This is a genomic window from Hydrogenophaga sedimenti, from assembly GCF_051857515.1.
In the GTDB taxonomy this organism is placed as follows: Bacteria; Pseudomonadota; Gammaproteobacteria; order Burkholderiales; family Burkholderiaceae_C; genus Hydrogenophaga.
Genome location: NZ_JBPZHA010000013.1, coordinates 25,649 through 44,415, shown reverse-complemented (window position 1 = coordinate 44,415; position 18,767 = coordinate 25,649). Strand labels below are relative to the sequence as shown.

General features: G+C 68.1%; 17 protein-coding genes. 10 read left to right on the top strand and 7 right to left on the bottom strand.

All coding sequences use genetic code 11. From position 1 onward, the window contains the following. Nucleotides 1-53: 53 nt before the first annotated feature. Nucleotides 54-1,187, top strand: coding sequence for an NAD(P)/FAD-dependent oxidoreductase (locus ACS5NL_RS19200; protein ID WP_439355582.1), 1,134 nt, complete (start codon nucleotides 54-56; stop codon nucleotides 1,185-1,187). 7 nt (nucleotides 1,188-1,194) lie between these two features. Continuing rightward, nucleotides 1,195-2,085 (top strand): tRNA glutamyl-Q(34) synthetase GluQRS, encoded by an 891-nt coding sequence (gene gluQRS, locus ACS5NL_RS19195; protein WP_439355581.1) that lies wholly within the window; start codon nucleotides 1,195-1,197, stop codon nucleotides 2,083-2,085. Nucleotides 2,086-2,092: 7 nt separating this feature from the next. Here gluQRS and ACS5NL_RS19190 read toward each other — a convergent pair whose 3' ends face one another. Then, nucleotides 2,093-3,244 carry an ABC transporter substrate-binding protein gene (locus tag ACS5NL_RS19190; RefSeq protein ID WP_439355580.1) on the bottom strand — a complete coding sequence of 384 codons (1,152 nt, stop codon included), beginning with the start codon at nucleotides 3,242-3,244 and terminating at the stop codon, nucleotides 2,093-2,095. 178 nt (nucleotides 3,245-3,422) lie between these two features. Between ACS5NL_RS19190 and trmB the strand changes: the two genes are divergently transcribed. Both trmB and ACS5NL_RS19180 read left to right on the top strand, forming a co-directional pair. After that, on the top strand, nucleotides 3,423-4,166 hold the full coding sequence (trmB, locus tag ACS5NL_RS19185) for a tRNA (guanosine(46)-N7)-methyltransferase TrmB (protein ID WP_439355579.1): 744 nt from the start codon (nucleotides 3,423-3,425) through the stop codon (nucleotides 4,164-4,166). A 14-nt stretch (nucleotides 4,167-4,180) separates the two neighbouring features. Next, complete coding sequence (locus ACS5NL_RS19180) at nucleotides 4,181-4,663, top strand: hypothetical protein (protein ID WP_439355578.1); 483 nt, start codon at nucleotides 4,181-4,183, stop codon at nucleotides 4,661-4,663. Between the two features lie 23 nt (nucleotides 4,664-4,686). Here the strand turns inward: ACS5NL_RS19180 and ACS5NL_RS19175 are convergent, their stop codons facing one another. Beyond that, on the bottom strand, nucleotides 4,687-4,941 hold the full coding sequence (locus ACS5NL_RS19175; protein WP_439355577.1) for a hypothetical protein: 255 nt from the start codon (nucleotides 4,939-4,941) through the stop codon (nucleotides 4,687-4,689). An 81-nt stretch (nucleotides 4,942-5,022) separates the two neighbouring features. Between ACS5NL_RS19175 and ACS5NL_RS19170 the strand changes: the two genes are divergently transcribed. Next, on the top strand, nucleotides 5,023-5,955 hold the full coding sequence (locus tag ACS5NL_RS19170) for a pseudouridine synthase (RefSeq protein ID WP_439355576.1): 933 nt from the start codon (nucleotides 5,023-5,025) through the stop codon (nucleotides 5,953-5,955). Here ACS5NL_RS19170 and ACS5NL_RS19165 read toward each other — a convergent pair whose 3' ends face one another. The 4 genes from ACS5NL_RS19165 to ACS5NL_RS19150 form a co-directional block, all read right to left on the bottom strand. Then, a complete protein-coding gene (locus ACS5NL_RS19165; RefSeq protein ID WP_439355575.1) occupies nucleotides 5,956-7,104 on the bottom strand; it encodes a transglutaminase-like domain-containing protein in 1,149 nt (382 codons plus the stop codon). It abuts the gene before it with no gap. A gap of 94 nt (nucleotides 7,105-7,198) precedes the next feature. Then, nucleotides 7,199-7,762 carry a TlpA family protein disulfide reductase gene (locus ACS5NL_RS19160; RefSeq protein ID WP_439355574.1) on the bottom strand — a complete coding sequence of 188 codons (564 nt, stop codon included), beginning with the start codon at nucleotides 7,760-7,762 and terminating at the stop codon, nucleotides 7,199-7,201. Continuing rightward, nucleotides 7,759-10,407, bottom strand: a complete 2,649-nt coding sequence (alaS, locus tag ACS5NL_RS19155) for an alanine--tRNA ligase (protein ID WP_439355573.1) — start codon at nucleotides 10,405-10,407, stop codon at nucleotides 7,759-7,761. Before alaS ends, ACS5NL_RS19160 begins: the two co-directional genes overlap by 4 nt. Before the next feature lie 89 nt (nucleotides 10,408-10,496). Continuing rightward, nucleotides 10,497-11,426: a LysR substrate-binding domain-containing protein gene (locus ACS5NL_RS19150; RefSeq protein ID WP_439355572.1), complete on the bottom strand. Its 930-nt coding sequence runs from the start codon at nucleotides 11,424-11,426 to the stop codon at nucleotides 10,497-10,499. Between the two features lie 230 nt (nucleotides 11,427-11,656). Between ACS5NL_RS19150 and ACS5NL_RS19145 the strand changes: the two genes are divergently transcribed. The 5 genes from ACS5NL_RS19145 (at nucleotide 11,657) to ACS5NL_RS19125 (ending at nucleotide 17,202) form a co-directional block, all read left to right on the top strand. After that, nucleotides 11,657-12,805 carry an ABC transporter substrate-binding protein gene (locus ACS5NL_RS19145; RefSeq protein ID WP_439355571.1) on the top strand — a complete coding sequence of 383 codons (1,149 nt, stop codon included), beginning with the start codon at nucleotides 11,657-11,659 and terminating at the stop codon, nucleotides 12,803-12,805. A 183-nt stretch (nucleotides 12,806-12,988) separates the two neighbouring features. Further along, nucleotides 12,989-14,014, top strand: a complete 1,026-nt coding sequence (locus ACS5NL_RS19140) for an ABC transporter ATP-binding protein (protein WP_439355570.1) — start codon at nucleotides 12,989-12,991, stop codon at nucleotides 14,012-14,014. 10 nt (nucleotides 14,015-14,024) lie between these two features. Then, a complete protein-coding gene (locus ACS5NL_RS19135; RefSeq protein WP_439355569.1) occupies nucleotides 14,025-14,927 on the top strand; it encodes an ABC transporter permease in 903 nt (300 codons plus the stop codon). Then, nucleotides 14,917-15,714: an ABC transporter permease gene (locus tag ACS5NL_RS19130; protein WP_439355568.1), complete on the top strand. Its 798-nt coding sequence runs from the start codon at nucleotides 14,917-14,919 to the stop codon at nucleotides 15,712-15,714. Before ACS5NL_RS19135 ends, ACS5NL_RS19130 begins: the two co-directional genes overlap by 11 nt. Before the next feature lie 48 nt (nucleotides 15,715-15,762). Next, a complete protein-coding gene (locus ACS5NL_RS19125; RefSeq protein ID WP_439355567.1) occupies nucleotides 15,763-17,202 on the top strand; it encodes a gamma-aminobutyraldehyde dehydrogenase in 1,440 nt (479 codons plus the stop codon). A gap of 108 nt (nucleotides 17,203-17,310) precedes the next feature. Here ACS5NL_RS19125 and ACS5NL_RS19120 read toward each other — a convergent pair whose 3' ends face one another. Continuing rightward, entirely contained in the window at nucleotides 17,311-18,714 is a 1,404-nt protein-coding gene (locus tag ACS5NL_RS19120; RefSeq protein ID WP_439355566.1) for an aminotransferase-like domain-containing protein, read from the bottom strand. Between the last annotated feature and the right edge of the window lie 53 nt (nucleotides 18,715-18,767).

Here is an 18,767-nt window from a genome sequence, read left to right as displayed (position 1 = left end):
AAATCGCATCCCGACTGCTACAGTGCATCCATCCCAACCCAACGCGCCACACCATGAACAACAAGAAGGCTCCCCGCAAACGAACCACCGCCGCCGCGCCTGCGCCCGCAGCCGGCAAGGCACCCGCCGCGCCCCTGCACTTTGCGGTCGTGGGCGCGGGTCTGGCGGGTGTGGCCTGCGCGCGCACCCTGCTGCAGGCCGGGCACCGCGTCACGGTGTTCGAGAAGAGCCGCGGTTTTGGCGGCCGCATGTCGACGCGCCGCACCGAGTTCGGCGGCTTCGACCACGGCGCGCAGTACTTCACCGTGCGCGACAGCCGCTTCGCGCGGGCCTTGCTCACCGCGCAGGCGGTCGTGCGCCCCTGGAGTGTGAGCACGGTGCGTGTGCTCGACGAATTCGGACATGTGCTGGCCAGCGCGCCCCCTCCGACCGAGCCGCACTTTGTCGCGGTGCCGGGCATGAGCGGCCTGGTGCACCACTGGGCGCAGCCGCTGGCGCACCCTGAGCAGCACGGCAACTTGCCGGCGCGAACCCTCACCGAAACCCGTGTGCACCACATTGAGCGCGATGCGCTGCATCCCGAGCAATGGCAGCTGCGCGTCGAAGACGCCAGCGGCGGCCAGCAGGTGCTGGGCGGCTTTGACCGGGTGCTGCTGGCGATTCCGCACCTGCAGGCACACGACCTGCTGCTGGCCTCGGGCCTGGCGCCGCAGATGCGCAAGGCGCTGACCGCGGTACAGGTGGCGCCTTGCTGGACCCTGATGGTGGCCTACCCCAATGCGATGCAGCCGGGGATGTCGACCCTGGGCCCGCAGTGGAACGCCGCCCGCAGCACCCACCACCGCATCAGCTGGCTGGCGCGCGAGAACAGCAAGCCCGGACGCGAACGCATCGAGCGCTGGACCGTGCAGGCCAGCCCGGCCTGGTCGTACAAGCATCTCGAAGACGATGCCGAGCGGGTCAAGGCCAAGCTGCTCAAGGGTTTCGCCGAGATCACCGGGATCCGCGTCACGGCGCCCCACGCCGTGGTGCACCGCTGGCGCTTTGCGCAGACCCAGGTGCCGCTGGGTCAGTCCCACCTGTTCGATCCGGCGCTGGGCATCGGCCTGTGCGGCGACTGGTGCCTGGGCCATCGCGTCGAGGACGCTTTCGTGTCGGGTCTGGATCTGGCACTGGCCGTGATCTGACGTTTTCGTGGCTTCCGGCTACCGCGGCCGCTTCGCACCCTCGCCCACCGGCCCGCTGCACGCCGGTTCGCTGGTCGCTGCGCTGGCCAGCTGGCTCGATGCCCGTGCGCAGGACGGTCGATGGCTGGTGCGCATCGAAGACGTGGACACGCCGCGCTGCGTGCCCGGCGCCGACCGCTTCATCCTGCAGCAACTGGCCGCCTGTGGTCTGGTGTCCGATGAACCCGTGTCGTGGCAATCGACACGCAGCGATTTCTACCAGGCAGCGCTGGACCGGCTGATCGCCTGCGGACTGGCTTACCCCTGCGGCTGCTCCCGCAAGGACATCGAAGCCGCCCTGCAGGCCTCAGGCCTCGCCCGAGAGCGCCACCACGCCGCGGTCTACCCGGGCACCTGCCGGCCTGAGCGCGGCGGCCTGGCCGGGCGCGCGCCGCGTGCGTGGCGCCTGCGTGTGGCACCCGGTGTACAGCAATGGACCGACCGGCGCCTCGGGCCGCAGCAGCAGAACGTGGAAACCGAGGTCGGGGATTTCGTGCTGCGCCGTGCCGACGGGCTCTGGGCCTACCAGCTGGCCGTGGTGGTGGACGACGCCGCGCAGGGCATCACCCACGTCGTGCGCGGCGAAGATCTGGCCGACAACACGCCGCGCCAGATCCGCCTGCAGCTTGCCCTCGAGCTGCCGGCACCGCTCTACCTGCACACGCCTCTGGTGCTGGGCGACAACGGCGAGAAACTGAGCAAGCAGAACGGCGCACAAGCGCTGGATCTCTCCGATCCGCTGGCGGCGCTCCAGGCTGCTGCCCAGGCGCTGGGCCTGCCAAAGGCCGCTGGAAACCTCCCGGACGCGCTGGCAAGCTGGACCAGGGCCTGGCCCTGGCGCTTGGCAGAGCGCCTCTGAGGAATGTTCAGGTCCGGACCTTGCCGTCTCCGCTGAGCATCGACAGCTCGACGAATTGCGAGGCCACATGGTCCTTCGCGCTCAGAGTGACCGAGAACCCGCCCATCGACATCTCCCCGATCGACTCCAGCCCGGCGATCAGGCCATCGCGGCCCGCGCGGCTGCCAGAGCGCTTCAGACCCTCAGCCAACAGCCGGGCAGCCAGGTAGCCCTCCATGCTGGAGAAGTTGACCTGCACCTTGTTGCCTCCCTGGGCGATGGCGTCCCGGAACTCCCGGGTCAGGGCCTTGGCCGAGTTGTAGGGGCTGGGAACCACCTGCGACACTACGACACCCGCGCCATCCTTGCCCAGCTCGTCGGCCAGCGCCTGGGTGCCGACGAACGACACGTTGTAGAAACTGCCGCCGAAGCCCGCTTTGCGCGCAGCGCGGATGTAGGCCGCGCACGACTTGTACGCACTGATCTGCACCACCGCCTGCGGATTGGCGGAGCCGATGGTGGCGACCGCGGCGGCCACGTCGACCGAATTGCGCTCGACCGTGGCCAGCGCCACGGGCTTGAGGCCGCGACTGGCCAGGGCCAGCAGGGTGCCGTCCAGCCCGGCCTTGCCGTAGGCGTCGTTCTGGTAGAACACCGCGACCCGCGTCAGACCGAGGTTGTGCAGGTTCTTGACGATCAGTTCGGTCTCATCGTTGTAGGAGGCCCGCAGGTGGAAGGCCATGCGGTTGAACGGCTGACGCAGGGACATCGCGCCGGTGAACGGGGCGATGAAGGGCACTTCGGCCTTGGTGGCCAGCGGCAGGGCCGCCAGGCTGGTGGGTGTGCCGATGTAGCCGAACAGCGCGAACACGTCGCGGTCCAGCAGCTTCTGTGTGTTTTCGGCGCAGCGGTCGGGCTCGTAGCCGTCGTCCAGCGTCTCGATCTCGATGCGTTTTCCCGCGCCCTGGGCGTTGTACTGGTCGAAGAACAGCTTGGCCCCCGCGTTGAACTGGATGCCCAGTTGGGCGGCGGCCCCGGTGAAGGCGGCGGACTGGCCCAGCACGATGCGGCTGGACGACTGGGCCCGAAGCGAAGGCACGGCGAGCGCCGCGACACTGGACAGGCCGCAGGCGAACGCGCGGCGGCTCAGGCCACCAGCGGAGACTTTTTGGTTTGTCATGGATTCCCAACGAAACTGCAAGGCATCCTACCCACCGCGGAGCCGTTTGCCACCATCGTTCAACCGATCCGCGCGGCCGTCCATCGCGCGATCGCTGTCGAAGCAGTCTTTTTCAGTACCCCCTCCCTCCTACAATCACGGGCCTCGGGCGCTTCCGGTCCTGAGCCCTGCTTTCGCCATGTCCGACGCCACTTCCCCCACCCCGCATTCCGACTCCAGCCCGGCCGACGCGCCCAAGCCCTTCATGCGGGTGGTCAAGAGCTATGTGCTGCGCGCCGGACGCACCGGCCCCGGCCAACAACGCGCCTACGAGCAGTTCGGCCTCCGTTTCCTGCTCAACTACGACGCCGGCGAGACGCTGGACACCACCGCCGTGTTCGGTCGCAGCGCGCCGCTGATCTTGGAAATCGGTTTCGGCATGGGCGGCGCCACCGCCCACATCGCGCAGGTCCGCCCGGGCGACAACTTCCTGTGCTGCGAGGTCCATGAACCGGGCGTCGGTGCCCTGCTCAAGCTCTGCGGCGAACAGGGGATCGAGAACATCCGCATCTTCCGCCACGACGCGGTCGAGGTGCTGGACCACATGCTGCCCGAGCAGAGCCTGGACGGCGTGCACATCTTCTTCCCCGATCCCTGGCACAAGAGCCGCCACCACAAGCGCCGGCTGATCCAGGCGCCGTTCGTGAACCGGCTGGTGCGCCACCTCAAGCCCGGTGGCTACCTGCATCTGGCGACCGACTGGCAGCCCTATGCCGAGCAGATGCTCGCCGTGCTCTCGGCCGAACCCATGCTGGCCAACACGGCGCCGCCCGAGGGCAACGGCTATGTGCCCCAACCCGACTACCGACCGCTCACCAAGTTCGAGAACCGTGGCCTCAAGCTGGGTCACGGGGTCTGGGACCTCGTGTTTCGCCGCGTCTGAGCCCCACTCCCTCCATGCGCCCACCCGCCGAACCCAACTCACTGCGCTACGTGCTGGTACCGGACCGGCCCTTGCGCTTTCTGGCAGACGATGAGGCCCGTGCCGACGAATGGCACAGCCTGGAAATCCACAGCGACGGTTGCCATTTCCGCTGGATGGGCCTGAGCTCGCAGGCGTCCCGCCTGCTGCCCATCCATCTGGACCGGCGTGTCCATCTGCGGATCAAGGTGCTGTACGAGGTCCAGCCCAACCTGCTGTTGCGCAGCACGCTGTCGGTCAACGGCCACCGCATTGACCCCACGCAGGTGGTGACCTGTCCGGGCGGCCTAGAGTGGCAGGGCCACGTCGACCCGGAGGATTGGCCGGAAAGCGACACGGATGGCATGACCGTCACCATCGAAGTGCCGCAGACCTATTGCCCCAGTGAACTCGGCATGAGCGCCGACCTGCGGCACCTGGCACTAGGCATCGGCTGGATGCAGGTCGATCCCGCCTGAGCGGCACCGTCTCACCGAACGGGTCACTCGTCTTTCTTCTTCTCGTCGCTGCCAAGCACCGCATCGGCGCCAGCACCGACGATCTTGCCGCCGATGCGCACCGTGCCCACGGCCGCATCCACTGCCAGCCCGGCCACGCCGACCACGGCCGAAGCCGCGACATCGGCCACCGCCACCACCGCGCATCCGCCCAGCAGCGGCACGCACAGCAAGGCAGCGCTCCACAGGCGCCAGCGGCGCGTGGTTTTCGGGTGGACATTGGCGGCAGATCGGTGCATGGCGGCAGAGTACTGGTCAGAGGCGCCGAGAATACCCGCATTTCCCGCCACCCCGACCGCCCCCTTCCCCGCGCCTGCACCATGGCCCGCCCGCCGAAAAACCCCCTGATCCCTGCCCGGAACGGCGTCTCGCCCAGCTGCGTGGCGCTGCCGCTGCTGCCGGCCGGTGACCGGCGCTGGCCGACATTGCTCGACTTCCTGGATGAGCGCCTGCCTGCGGTCGGACGCGAGGGATGGGCGTTGCGTCTGGCGGCGGGCGATGTGCTCGATGAAAGCGGTCAACCGGTGCATGGCAGCGACACCTACCAGGGCGGCGCGCGGCTGTACTACTGGCGCGCACTGGATGCCGAGCCGGTGATTCCCTTCGAGGCCACCGTGCTGCACCAGGACGAACACCTGCTGGTGGCCGACAAGCCGCACTTCCTGCCGGTGACGCCGACTGGGCGCTTCGTGCAGCAGACTCTGCTGGTGCGCCTCAAGCAGTCGACCGGCATCGACACGCTCAGCCCGATCCACCGCATCGACCGCGAGACGGCGGGCCTGGTGGTGTTCAGCGTGCGGCCACGGGACCGCGGCGCCTACCAGGCGCTGTTCCGCGAACGCGCGGTGGACAAGGTCTATGAGGCGATCGCGCCGACCAGCGACGCCCTCCCCTGGCCACAACGGCGCCGCAGCCGCATCGAGGAAGACCCGGCGGCGTTCTACCGCATGGTGGAGACGGTCGGTGAACCGAACAGCGACACCACCATCGAGCCGGTCGAGCAGCGTGGCGCCTGGGCGCGCTACCGGCTGACACCGGTGACCGGCAAGCGCCACCAGCTGCGGGTGCACCTGAACGGGCTGGGCCTGCCGATCGCGGGCGACCAGTTCTATCCGGTGGTGCGGCGCGGGCCGGGCGAGGCCGAAGACTTCGCCGACCCGCTGCGCCTGCTGGCGCGTGCGATCGCCTTCACCGACCCGGTGACCGGCGAAGCCCGCCGGTTCGACAGCCGGCTGGACCTCGCCTGGCCCTGATCAGGCCTTGATCTCGCGCGCGGAGATCTGGTACTTGAAGGCGTCAGGCTCGTAGGAATCCAGGCGCTCGCCACCGGTCTCGGCGGCGGGGTACATGAAGAAGCCCAGCTCTGGCCCCTTGGCGCCGGGCAGCTTGAGGTCGTGTGCCATGTTCCAGGCCATCCAGTTGCCTTCCCAGCTGCCGAACAGCGCCTGGTTGACCGGCGCCACCAGCGGGTGCTGCGCGCTCTTGATCCACTCGGGCGCTTCGTGGCGCATTACCTTGGTCACGTCGGCCGGATCCATCGCGACCCAGCCCAGACCCGCCAGATGCACCTCGGCACGGCAGTGCTGCGCACCCTTGAGGCTGGCCGAGCCGGCGCCCAGCTGCTTGTAGCCGAAAGCCGATGGGGCCAGACGCACGCCGTACACGTCGCGCGCCGGCAGGCCGACCGAGCGGCACAGGCCGACGAACAGCGCATTGAGGTCGGCGCACTTGCCGCCGAGGTTGCCGGTTTCCAGCATGGCCTTGATGTCGCCGGGGCCGCAGCCGCGCGTCTTGGGCTCGCGGTAGGTGTTGGTCACGACCCAGTCGTAGATGGCCTGCGCCTTTTCGCGGTCGCTGCGCGCGCCCTTGATGGCCTTCTGCGCGGTCTCGCGCACGATGCCGTCGGTCGGCAGCAGCTTGGTCGGTTCGGTCCAGAACTTCAGCGTGGCGGCGTCTTCCGCGGCACCCTTGGCGGCCCAGTCGACCGCGCGGCTGCGGGTCTGCACCCGACTGGTCAGTTCGACGAACGGCGCCTTCTCACCCTCGTTGAACACCACGTGCAGCATGCGCGCGCCGTAACGGCCGTCTTCGACGAAGCTGCCCTTGCCATTGCTGGTGAAGTCGTGGGTCAGGCTTTTCTGCCAGGTACTGTCGACGGACGGCACCGGCAACCAGGCCTGGGTCAGGCCCTTGGCATCGGCGATGTCGACCCGGGTCGTGACGTCGAACGTCCGCCATTCGCCGGGTTGCGGGTTGAAGACCGTGGGAGCGGTCGCGGGCGCTGCCGCAGGTGCCGACTGCGCCAGGGCACGCGCGGTGTGGAACAGGGAGGAAGAAACGGCGCCAGTGGCGGCCACGGACGTGGCGGCGCGGCGCAGGAAGCTGCGGCGATCGGTGGTCATTCAGAGAACTCCGGAATGGGAAGACAGGCCGAACCACACACACAGGGTGCAGTGCAAAGCCGGGGAATAACGGTGGATTATCCCGCGCCGGCGCTCAGCGCAAGGCGAGGACTCTTTCGACCCAGCCCAGCGCCGTTGCGCTGGCCCAGTCGACCTCACCCTGCACGATCTGCCGAGGCTTGCCCTGGCGGTCGATCAGCACGGTGGTAGGAAAGGCGCGGACGCCCCAGGCGCGGGTGACGTCGCCGTTGGCGTCCAGGGCGACCGGCAGCTTGAGCCCGCTCGTTTCCAGAAAGCGCCGCACGGTCCGGCCAGCTTCCTGGAAGTTCAGCGCCAGCACCGCCACCTTGTCCTCGCCGAACCACTCGGGCAGAGCCTGCAGCGTCGGCAGTTCGGCCCGGCAAGGCGGGCACCAGGTGGCCCAGAAGTTGAGCACCAGCACCTTGCCCCGGAAATCGGACAGGCGCACCGGGTCGCTCTGCAGGCTCAGCGCATCCAGCGCGGGCACCGGCCGCTGGCGCGGCCAGTCGCTGATCTGGAAACCTTCGGACTTCGGCGCCGGCGCGTCGGCGGACCACGCTGGCAGCACCAGCCCGGCGCCCAGCGACGTGGCCAGCCACTGGCGGCGCGTCAGCCGGCGGGCCGGGGATGCAGTCACAGGCGTTCGGCGACCCAGCCCTGCACTGAGGCCAGGGCCTTGGGCAGACTGGCAGCGTCGGTGCCACCGGCCATGGCCATGTCGGGCTTGCCACCGCCCTTGCCGCCGACCTGCTGGGCGACGAAGTTCACCAGCTCGCCGGCCTTGACCTTGGCCATGCTGTCGGCCGTCACGCCCGCCGCGATCTGCACCTTGCCGCCGTCCACGGCGGCCAGCACGATGGCAGCGGTCTTGAGCTTGTCCTTGAGCTTGTCCATGGTGTCGCGCAGGGTCTTGGCGTCGGCGCCGTTGAGCACGGCGGCCAGCACCTTGATGCCCTTGATGTCCACGGCCTGGGCCATCAGCTCATCGCCCTGGCTGGAGGCCAGCTTGCCCTTGAGCGCCGCGACTTCCTTCTCCAGGGCCTTGACCTGTTCCAGCGTCTGGCCGATGCGGGCCGTCAGCTCGGCGGTCGGGGCCTTGAGGGCGCCGGCGGCCTGGTTGACCGTGTCTTCCAGCGACTGCAGGTAATGCAGTGCGTTGGCACCGGTCACGGCCTCGATGCGGCGCACCCCCGCGGCCACACCGCTTTCGCCCACCACCTTGAACAGGCCGATGTCGCCGGTCGCCTTGACGTGCGTCCCGCCGCACAGTTCCTTGCTGGAACCGATGCTCAGCACGCGCACGGTCTCGCCGTACTTCTCGCCGAACAGCATCATGGCGCCGGTCTTCTGGGCAGACTCGATGTCCATCACCTGTGCCTGCGCCGCGGCGTTGGCCAGCACCTCGGCATTGACCTTGGCTTCAATCTGGCGGATCTGCGCATCGGTCACGGGCGCGTTGTGCGCGAAGTCGAAACGGGTGCGCTCGGCGTTGACCAGCGAGCCCTTCTGCTGCACATGCGTGCCCAGCACTTCACGCAGGGCCTTGTGCATCAGGTGGGTGGCGCTGTGGTTGCGCACGGTGGCGGCGCGCACGTCCAGGTTCACGGAAGCTTTGACGCTGTCGCCCACGGCCAGCGTGCCCTGCTCCACCGCACCGTGGTGGCCGAACACGTCGGACTTGATCTTCTGCGTGTCGCCCACGGCGAAAGTGGCCACGCCGCTGGTGATGACGCCTTCGTCACCCACCTGGCCGCCGCTCTCGGCGTAGAACGGCGTGGTGTCCAGCACCACGACGCCCTGCTGGCCGGCCTTGAGTTCGGCCACGGCCGTGCCGTCCAGGTACAGCGCGACCACCTTGGCCGGGGCTTCGAGCTGCTCGTAGCCGACGAAGGTGTTGCCGGCGCCGGTGTACTCCAGCGCCTTGTCCATCTTGAACTTGCCGGCCGCGCGGCCCTTGGCCTTCTGCGCCTCCATGGCGGCGTGGAAGCCGGCTTCGTCCACCGTCAGGCCGCGCTCGCGGCAGACGTCGCCCGACAGGTCGAGAGGGAAACCGTAGGTGTCGTGCAGCTTGAAGGCCACGTCGCCTGGCAGCACCTTGGCGCCGTCGGCCAGGGCGGCGTCGAGGATTTCCATGCCGTTGGCCAGGGTCTCGTAGAAGCGCTCTTCTTCGGCCTTGAGCACCTCGGTGATGCGCTGGGCCTGCGAGGCCATGTTCGGGTAGGCCTCGCCCATCATCTTCACCAGATCGGGCACCAGCTTGTGGAAGAACGGCGTCTTCTGACCCAGCTTGTAGCCGTGGCGGATGGCGCGGCGGATGATGCGGCGCTGCACGTAGCCGCGGCCTTCGTTGCTGGGGATCACACCGTCGCTGATCAGGAACGAGGTGGCGCGGATGTGGTCGGCGATCACCTTGAGCGAGGGGTTGGCGAGGTCGGCGGTGCCGGTCTCGCGGCCGGCGGCCTTGATCAGCACGTCGAAGATGTCGATCTCGTAGTTGCTGTGCACGTGCTGCAGGATGGCGGCCAGGCGCTCCAGACCCATGCCGGTGTCCACGCAGGGCGCGGGCAGCGGCGTCACGGCGCCGGTCTCGTCCATGTTGAACTGCATGAACACGTTGTTCCAGATCTCGATGAAGCGGTCGCCGTCTTCGTCCGGGCTGCCCGGGGGGCCGCCGGCGATGTGGTCGCCGTGGTCGTAGAAGATTTCCGAGCAGGGGCCACACGGGCCAGTGTCGGCCATCATCCAGAAGTTGTCGCTCTTGTAGCGGCCACCCTTGTTGTCGCCGATGCGGATGATGCGCCCCTCTTGCTTGACGCGCTCGGGCGTCCAGCCGGCCTTCACGAAAATGTCTTCCCAGATGGCGTGGGCCTCGTCGTCTTCCTGGTAGACCGTGGCGTACAGCCTGTCGGCGGGCAGCTTGTACACCTGGGTCAGCAGTTCCCACGCCCAGTTCAGGCTTTCCTTCTTGAAGTAGTCGCCGAAGGACCAGTTGCCCAGCATCTCGAAGAAGGTGTGGTGGCGCGCGGTGTAGCCCACGTTTTCCAGGTCGTTGTGCTTGCCGCCGGCGCGCAGGCAGGCCTGCACCGAGGCCGCGCGCACATAGGGGCGCTTGTCGGTGCCCAGGAACACGTCCTTGAACTGGACCATGCCCGAGTTGGTGAACATGAGCGTGGGGTCGTTGCCCGGCACCAGCGGGCTGGACGCCACCACGGTGTGGCCCTTGGAGGCGAAGAAGTCCAGGAAGGTCTTGCGGATGTCGGCGACGGAGGCTGGGCGGGTCATGTCGGTGGCGCTTCGGGCTGGTTCAGTACAGCCTTGCATTATCGCCGCAGCCGGGGTCGCGCAGGCCGGCCAGTCCCGCTGGCCGGCCGCTAGCGGACCAGGCCGACGCCACCCGCGGCATGCCCTTCCAGCGTCGGACGCACCGCGGTCAGGAAGTTGCTCAGCGATTCCGGCAGCGTGGCGCCCCGCCGCCAGGCCAGCCCCACCTCCAGATGGGGCAGCGCAAAGGCCAGCGGGCGGGCTTCGATGCGGTCGCCTTCCAGGGACCAGGGCCGGTACAGCATGTCCGGCAGCACCGAACAACCCGCACCGGTCGCGACCAGGCTGCGCACCGCCTCCACCGACGAGGTCCGGATCAGCACCGTGGGGTCCACACCGCCGGCGTTCCACAGCGCCGTGGTGGCATCGCCCAGCTCGTCCACCTGCAGCAGGATCAGCGATTGCTGGGCCAGTTCGGTGGATTCGATCTTTTCTTCGCCGGCCAGCCGGTGGTTGACCGGGAACCAGGCGCGCCAGCCCGAACGCAGGATGGTTTCGGTTTCCAGCGCCTGCCGGTTCTGCAGTTGGGACACCACGATCAGCGCCACGTCGAGTTCGCCGCTGATCAGCAGGTGCTCCAGGTAGTCGCGCCGGTCCTCGGTGATCTGCACCTGGATGCGCGGAAACACGCGGCGAAAGCGGTCCAGCAGGAACGGCAGGTAGTAGCCCACCATGAGGCTGGTCACGCCGATGTTGAGGCTGCCGGTGACGGTGTGCGGCCGGGAAGCCAGCGCGTCGCGGGCGTTGCGCATGGCCACGTCGATCTGGTGGGCGTGGCGCAGGAACTGGTGACCGGCGTGGGTCAGCGACATGCCGCGGGCGCGGCGCTCGAACAGCAAGGTCCCCAGGTCGGCCTCGATCTGGGCAATGGCCGCCGAGACCACCGACTGCGAGACCCCCAGCTCGTGGATGGCGGCGGAAATCGACCCGGATTCGGCCACCGCGATGAAATACCGAATGCTCTTGAACGAGGTGCTCATCGCGTCATTTCGCCATTTCAGGCACTCTTTTGGGCCAGATAAAGGGAAAACCCTGAAACGCACCGCTTTGTGGCACAGGGTAATCCACTAAAACAGTGCCAAAAAACCGGAGGTTTCTGTTTTTCCGATGGATTGTATTGTCTGCCCGGGATGGTTCGGCACCGGGTCCGTCCCTAAGATGACTTTCAGGCACGCACCGGCGCGCCCCAACCCCCTGTCAGGAGTTCACCATGTCCCGAACCCACACACTACTTTTCGGTTTGCTGGCGGCCGCCACCACCGCCAGCCTCGCCGCTCCGCCCAAGGCCGTTGGCAAGGGTGAGGGACAGCTCAACATCATTGCCTGGGCCGGCTACATCGAACGCGGCGAAACCGACAAGGCCTACGACTGGACCACCGGCTTCGAAAAGGCCACCGGCTGCAAGGTCAACGTCAAGACCGCCGCCACCTCCGACGAGATGGTGTCGCTGATGAAAGCGGGTGGCCACGACATCGTGACCGCCTCGGGCGACGCCAGCGGACGCCTGATCGCCTCCAAGCTGGTGCAGGAAGTGAACGTGGGCCTGGTGCCCAGCTACAAGAACATCGACCCGCGCCTGCAGAAGGCCGCCTGGCACACCGTGGACGGCAAGCACTACGGTGTGCCCTACCAGTCGGGCCCCAACGTGCTGATGTACAACACCGACGTCTTCAAGAAGGCGCCCGACTCCTGGTCGGTGGTGTTCGAAGAACAGAAGCTGCCCGACGGAAAGTCCAACAAGGGCCGCGTGCAGGCCTACGACGGCGCCATCTACATCGCCGATGCCGCGCTGTACCTGATGTCCAAGAAGCCCGAGCTGGGCATCAAGGATCCCTACGAGCTCAATCAAAAGCAGTACGACGCCGTGCTGGAGCTGCTGCGCGCCCAGAAGAAGCTGACCCACCGCTACTGGCACGACGCCACGGTGCAGATGAACGACTTCAAGAGCGAGGGCGTGGTCGCCTCGGGCTCCTGGGGCTTCATGGTGAATTCGCTCAAGGGCGAGAAGAAGCCGATTGCCTCCGTGGTGCCCAAGGAAGGTGCCACCGGCTGGGCCGACACCACCATGCTGCACGTGAACGCCAAGAACGTGAACTGCGCCTACCAGTGGATGGAGCACCAGCTGAGCGACAAGCTGCAGGCCCCGCTGGCCGAATGGTTCGGTACCGTGCCGGTGACGCCGGCCGCCTGCAAGGCCAAGGCGCCTGGCGGCAGCGACTTCTGCAAGGTCAACGGCTTTGACGACCTGGCCAAGATCAAGTTCTGGAAGACCCCGCAGGCCAAGTGCACCACCCAGGGCACCTGCGTGCCTTATGCCAAGTGGGCGATGGACTACATCGCGATCATGGGCGGAAGGTAGAAGGAGTCACCCCCCGCTCCGCTTCGCGTCACCCCCCTCTCTCGCCTGCGGCGGGAGGGGGGCGGCACTGGCCGTCCGGCGAAGCCGGCCCGGCGGTGCCCTGGGCTGGAGGAGCCGTCGCGCACCGTGCTCCGACGCCATGGACCACTGAACTGAAACGCATCCCTGATTGAAGATTTCTGCATGACCGACGCCATCTGTTTCACCGACGTTTCCAGGCACTACGGCGACGTGAAGGCGCTGGATGGTGTCAGCTTTACCGTGCAGGAAGGCGAGTTCTTTTCCATGCTTGGGCCGTCGGGCTCCGGCAAGACCACCTCGCTGCGGCTGATGGCCGGCTTTGAACAGCCGAGCAGCGGCAGCCTGACCCTGATGGGCCGCGAAGCCTCGGGCACACCACCCTACGAGCGCGACGTGAACACCGTGTTCCAGGACTACGCGCTGTTCCCGCACATGAACGTGCTGGACAACGTGGCCTACGGCCTGATGGTGCGCAAGGTGCCCCGGGCCGAGCGCCACGCCCAGGCCCGCGAGGCCCTGGCCATGGTCGCCCTGCCCGACCACGCCGAACGCACACCGGCCCAGCTCTCCGGCGGCCAGCGCCAGCGCGTGGCGCTCGCGCGGGCCCTGGTCAACCGGCCGCGCATCCTGCTGCTGGACGAACCGCTGGGCGCACTCGACCTGAAGCTGCGCGAGCAGATGCAGGTCGAGCTCAAGGTGCTGCACCGCAAGCTGGGCATCACCTTCGTCTACGTGACGCACGACCAGGGCGAAGCGCTCTCCATGTCGGACCGCATCGCCGTGTTCAACCGCGGCAGGATCGAACAGATCGCCAGCCCGCGTGAGCTCTACCACCGGCCGCGCACGCGCTTCGTGGCGGACTTCGTCGGCAGCGCCAACGTGATCGACACCGCGCTGGCGCAAACCCTCACCGGCCGGCCGCAGGCGTTTGCCGTGCGGCAGGAACACATCGCCATGCACCCGGCGGGCAGCCCCCCTGTCGAGGGCCGGCTGCAGGTCGAGGGCGAGGTGCTGGCGATCCAGTTCCTGGGCGCCAGCCAGCGGCTGGAGGTGCAGGTGGGTGGGCAGGTGATCACCGCCCTGCACGCAGAAGGCGAGGCCGCCTCGGCGCTGGCCGCGCAGACGCAGGCGGGCCAGCGGGTCGCGCTCAGCTGGTCGCCGGCGCACATGGTGATGCTGGACGCCTGAGGCCACCGCCATGCGCAGCCTCTCCAACTTCTTCTACCGGCGGCGCACGCTCACGCTGCTGCTGTTGCTCACGCCACCGCTGCTCTGGTTCGGCGCGGTGTACCTGGGCTCGCTGCTGGCGCTGCTGAGCCAGAGCGTCTTCGTGTTCGACGACATGAGCATGGCGGTGGTGCCCGAGCTCACCACCGACAACTTCGCCAACCTGCTGGACCCGGCCAATCTGGACATCGTGCTGCGCACGCTGGGCATGGCCGTCGCCGTGACGCTGGCCACCGTGCTCATCGGCTTCCCCATGGCCTGGTACATGGCTCACCACGCCGGCCCGGCCGAGAAGGGCTTTTTCTACGTCGGCGTGATGTTGCCCATGTGGGCCAGCTACATCGTCAAGGCCTACGCCTGGACCGTGCTGCTGGCGCAGGGCGGCGTCATCTACTGGGTGATCAATGCGCTCGGCCTGCAAGGCGTTCTGCAGGCGGTGCGGGCGATCCCGGTGATCGGCGGCGACACCCTGGCCACCTCCAACCTCGGGCGCTTCGTGGTGTTCACCTACATCTGGCTGCCCTTCATGGTGCTGCCCATCCAGGCCGCCATCGAACGTGTGCCGGCCAACCTGCTGCTGGCCTCGGGCGACCTCGGCGCCCGCCCGTTCCAGACCTTCCGCAGCGTGCTGTGGCCGCTCGCCTTCCCGGGTGTGGTGGCGGGTTCCATCTTCACCTTTTCGCTCACGCTGGGCGACTACATCATTCCCCAGCTGGTCGGCCCCTCGGGCCTGTACATCGGCAACATGGTTTACACCATGCAGGGGACCATCGGCAACATTCCGATGGCGGCGGCCTTCACCTGCGTGCCCATCGTGCTGATCACCCTCTACCTCGCCATGGCGCGCCGACTGGGAGCCTTCAATGCGCTCTAAGCCCACCGCGCTGCGCCTCGCCGCCTACGCGGGCCTGGCCTTCCTGCACCTGCCCTTGCTGTTCATCGCGCTCTACGCCTTCAACAGCGCCGACAGCAACTACAGCTTCCCCATGGAAGGGTTGACCCTGCGCTGGTTCGCCCGCGCGCTCGAACGCACCGACATCCACGCGGCGATCTATCTCTCGCTCGCGGTGGCGGCGATGGCCACGGTCATCGCGATGGTGCTGGGCACGCTCACCGCGGCGGCGCTGAACCGCGACCGCTTCTTCGGCAAGGACGCGTTCACCACCATGCTGATCCTGCCGATCGCCCTGCCCGGCATCGTGACCGGCATCGCCCTGCTCACGGCCTTCAAGCTCATGGAGGTCAATCCGGGCTTCTGGACCATCGTGGTCGGCCACGCCACCTTCTGCGTCGTCATCGTGCACAACAACGTGGTGGCCCGTCTGCGGCGCCTGCCCGACCGCCTGTGGGAGGCGTCGATGGACCTGGGCGCCGACACCCTGACCACGCTGCGCCACATCATCCTGCCGCAGCTCGGCACCGCCCTGCTGGCCGGCGGCATCCTCGCCTTCGCGCTGTCGGTGGACGAGCTGATCGTGACCACCTTCACCGCCGGCACCGACAAGACCCTGCCGATCTGGCTCATGGGCCAGCTGGGGCGGCCGCGCGAAGCGGCCATCACCAACGTGGTGGCGCTGGCCATCATGGTCATCACCATGCCGCTGATCCTGCTGGCCTGGCGCCTCACCCGCGACGGCGACGCCAGCCCGAACGCCCGCTGAACACATCCTCCCGTCTGCTCTGTTTCAACCCCACCTCTGGAGCCCGACATGGCCGCCACCCGCTTCACCACCCAGCTCCTGATCAATGGCCACAGCGTCGCCGGCGAAGGCCGCGCCGAGCCCATCCTCAACCCCTGCACGGGCGAACAGCTGTGCGAGGTGCGCGAGGCCAGCGCCGACCAGCTGCGCCTGGCGGTGGACGCGGCCAGCGCCGCCTTCCCCGCCTGGGCCGCGCTCACGCCGCGCGACCGCAGCGCCTTCCTGTTCCGGATCGCCGACGCCATCGAAGCCCATGGCGACGAGCTCGCCATGCTCGAATCGCTGAACTGCGGCAAGCCGCTGGCGGCCGCGCGCAATGACGAGATCCCCGCCATCGCCGACGTCTACCGCTTCTTCGGCGGCGCGATCCGCAACCTGTCGGGCCCGCTGGCGGGCGAATACCTGGCGGGCCACACCAGCATGATCCGGCGCGATCCGCTGGGCGTGGTGGCTTCGATCGCGCCCTGGAACTACCCGCTCATGATGGCCGCCTGGAAGCTCGGCCCGGCCATCGCCATGGGCAACACCGTGGTGCTCAAGCCCTCGGAAAACACGCCGCTGACCACGCTGCGCTTCGGCGAGCTGCTGGCCGGCATCCTGCCGCCGGGCGTGGTCAACATCGTCTGCGGCCGCGGCGACACCGTGGGCGCGCCGCTGATCCGCGACCCGCGCATCCGCGTGGCCTCGCTCACCGGCGACGTCTCCACCGGCAGCAAGATCATGGAAGCTGCAGCGCGTGGCATCAAACGCACCCACCTCGAACTCGGCGGCAAGGCGCCGGTGATCGTGCTCGACGACGCCGACCTCGGCAGCGTGGTCGAGGGCCTGCGCACCTTCGGCTACTACAACGCCGGCCAGGACTGCACCGCCGCCTGCCGCGTCTACGCCACGGAAGGCATCTACGAGAAGCTGGTGGCCGACCTGAGCAGCGCCGTCTCGTCCATCAAGGTGGGCAGCCAGCAGGAGCCCGGCGTCGAGATGGGCCCGCTGATCTCGGCCCGCCAGCGCGACCGCGTCGCCAGCTTCGTGGACCGCGCGGCGCAGCTGGCCCACACCGAGGTCACGGCCGGCGGCGGCACGGCGGGCAACAAGGGCTTCTTCTACAAGCCCACGGTCATCGCCGGCGCGCTGCAGGAAGACGAGATCGTGCGCAGCGAGGTGTTCGGCCCGGTGGTGTCCATCACCCGCGTGAAAGACGCGGAACAGGCCGTGGCCTGGGCCAACGACTCCGAGTACGGCCTGTCCAGCTCGGTCTGGTCGAGCAACGTGGGCACCGCCATGAACATCGCCTCGCGCCTGCAGTACGGCTGCACCTGGGTCAACACCCACTTCATGCTGGTGTCGGAAATGCCGCACGGCGGCATGAAGCACTCAGGCTACGGCAAGGACATGTCGGTCTACGCGCTGGAGGACTACAGCTGCGCGCGGCACATCATGGTCAAGCATTAAGGATGCACCCCCTGCGCCGCTTCGCGGCTTCCCCCTCTCTCGCCTTCGGCGGGAGGGGGACGGCACCAGAGGCCCGGCAAAGCCGGTTCCTCGGTGCCCCTGGCGCTCTCAGCCCTTGCTCTGCGTCTTCAAAAACGCCAGCACCTGCGGCTCTTCGGTGAAGGCCACGTTGAAGCGGAACCAGGGGCTGGGCTGCAGCTCGGGGTCGAACAGGTGGCCGGGACCGAGCAGGATGTCCTGCTCCGCCGCCTGGTAGGCCAGCTCGGTGGCGTTGGGAATGTCCGGGTGTCGCGCCCAGAGGAACATGCCTGCCTTGGGCTCGCAGAACAGTTCGAAACCCAGGTTCTCCAGTGCCTGCGCCACGCGCTGGTGCGATTGCGCCAGCCGCTCGCGCAGGCCGCGCAGGTGCTTGCGCCAGCGCCCGTCGACCAGGGCACCATAGGCCAGCCGCTCGCTGAACTCCGAGGAGGTCAGGCCCGAGATCATCTTGAGCTGGGCGAAATCCTCCAGCAGGTCGGGCGGCGCCGCCATGAAGCCGACGCGGATGTTGGGCGAGATGGTCTTGGAAAAACTGCTGATGTAGACCACGCGCTGTAGCTGATCCAGGCTGGCCAGCGAAGGGCGCGGCTCGGGGTCGAGATCGGCGTAGATGTCGTTCTCGACCACGGTGAACTGGTGCTGCTCGGCCAGCAGCACGACGCGGTGCAGGTGCGCCAGGTTGGCGACCGAGCCGGTCGGGCTCTGCAGCCGCGGCTGGGTGAAGAACACCTTGGGCTTGTGCTGCTGCACCAGGGCTTCGAGCGCCGCCAGGTCGTAGCCGTCGGGCGTGCGTGGCACGCCAACCAGTTTCGCGCCCAGGAAACGCAGCGAGAACAGCATGTTGGGGTAGCCCGGGTCATCGACCAGCACCGCGTCGCCCGGCCGCACCAGACGCCGCGCCACCAGGTCCATCGCCTGGCTGGAGCCCTGGGTCAGCAGCACCTGGTCGGCGCTGACGGCGATTTCCTGCTCGGCCAGCAGGTCCCGCACCAGCTGGCGCAGCGGCGCAAAACCCTTGGGTTCGCCATAGCCGCCCAGATCGACGTTCTCGCCCGCCAGCGTGCGCAGGCTGCGCCGCAGGCCTTCCTCGAACAGCCAGTCGCCCGGCAGCCAGCCGCAGCCCGGCTTCATGCGCAGCGCCCGCGCCTCGAACACCCGGCGCAGGTACCACATGGAGTCGAAGTTGTAGTTGGCGGTTTCCGACGGCGCCGCCCCGGGCGCCTGGGCCGCGACGCCCTCGCGCTTGCGCACGAAGAAGCCCGAATGCGGGCGCGAGACGAAATAGCCCAGCGCCACCAGGCGGTCGTAGGCGTCGACCACGGTGTAGACGCTCACGCCGTGGGCATGGGCGAACTGGCGGATCGACGGCGCCTTGGCGCCGGGGCGCAGGTTGCCGCTCTGGATCAGCTCGCGGAATCCCTCGACGATCTGCACCACCAGCGGGGTGGTGCTCTTGGGGTTGAGGGTGAACATCGGCAGGGATTAGGGTAAATGTGTACTGGTCCGACGGGCTGCACAGTGCTTCG

Coding starts and splice junctions, on each gene's coding strand:
- ACS5NL_RS19200 (WP_439355582.1), top strand. CDS start 54: ATGAACAACAAGAAGGCTCCCCGCAAACGAACCACCGCCGCCGCGCCT.
- ACS5NL_RS19190 (WP_439355580.1), bottom strand. CDS start 3,244: ATGACAAACCAAAAAGTCTCCGCTGGTGGCCTGAGCCGCCGCGCGTTC.
- trmB (WP_439355579.1), top strand. CDS start 3,423: ATGTCCGACGCCACTTCCCCCACCCCGCATTCCGACTCCAGCCCGGCC.
- ACS5NL_RS19180 (WP_439355578.1), top strand. CDS start 4,181: ATGCGCCCACCCGCCGAACCCAACTCACTGCGCTACGTGCTGGTACCG.
- ACS5NL_RS19175 (WP_439355577.1), bottom strand. CDS start 4,941: ATGCACCGATCTGCCGCCAATGTCCACCCGAAAACCACGCGCCGCTGG.
- ACS5NL_RS19170 (WP_439355576.1), top strand. CDS start 5,023: ATGGCCCGCCCGCCGAAAAACCCCCTGATCCCTGCCCGGAACGGCGTC.
- ACS5NL_RS19165 (WP_439355575.1), bottom strand. CDS start 7,104: ATGACCACCGATCGCCGCAGCTTCCTGCGCCGCGCCGCCACGTCCGTG.
- alaS (WP_439355573.1), bottom strand. CDS start 10,407: ATGACCCGCCCAGCCTCCGTCGCCGACATCCGCAAGACCTTCCTGGAC.
- ACS5NL_RS19150 (WP_439355572.1), bottom strand. CDS start 11,426: ATGAGCACCTCGTTCAAGAGCATTCGGTATTTCATCGCGGTGGCCGAA.
- ACS5NL_RS19145 (WP_439355571.1), top strand. CDS start 11,657: ATGTCCCGAACCCACACACTACTTTTCGGTTTGCTGGCGGCCGCCACC.
- ACS5NL_RS19140 (WP_439355570.1), top strand. CDS start 12,989: ATGACCGACGCCATCTGTTTCACCGACGTTTCCAGGCACTACGGCGAC.
- ACS5NL_RS19135 (WP_439355569.1), top strand. CDS start 14,025: ATGCGCAGCCTCTCCAACTTCTTCTACCGGCGGCGCACGCTCACGCTG.
- ACS5NL_RS19130 (WP_439355568.1), top strand. CDS start 14,917: ATGCGCTCTAAGCCCACCGCGCTGCGCCTCGCCGCCTACGCGGGCCTG.
- ACS5NL_RS19125 (WP_439355567.1), top strand. CDS start 15,763: ATGGCCGCCACCCGCTTCACCACCCAGCTCCTGATCAATGGCCACAGC.
- ACS5NL_RS19120 (WP_439355566.1), bottom strand. CDS start 18,714: ATGTTCACCCTCAACCCCAAGAGCACCACCCCGCTGGTGGTGCAGATC.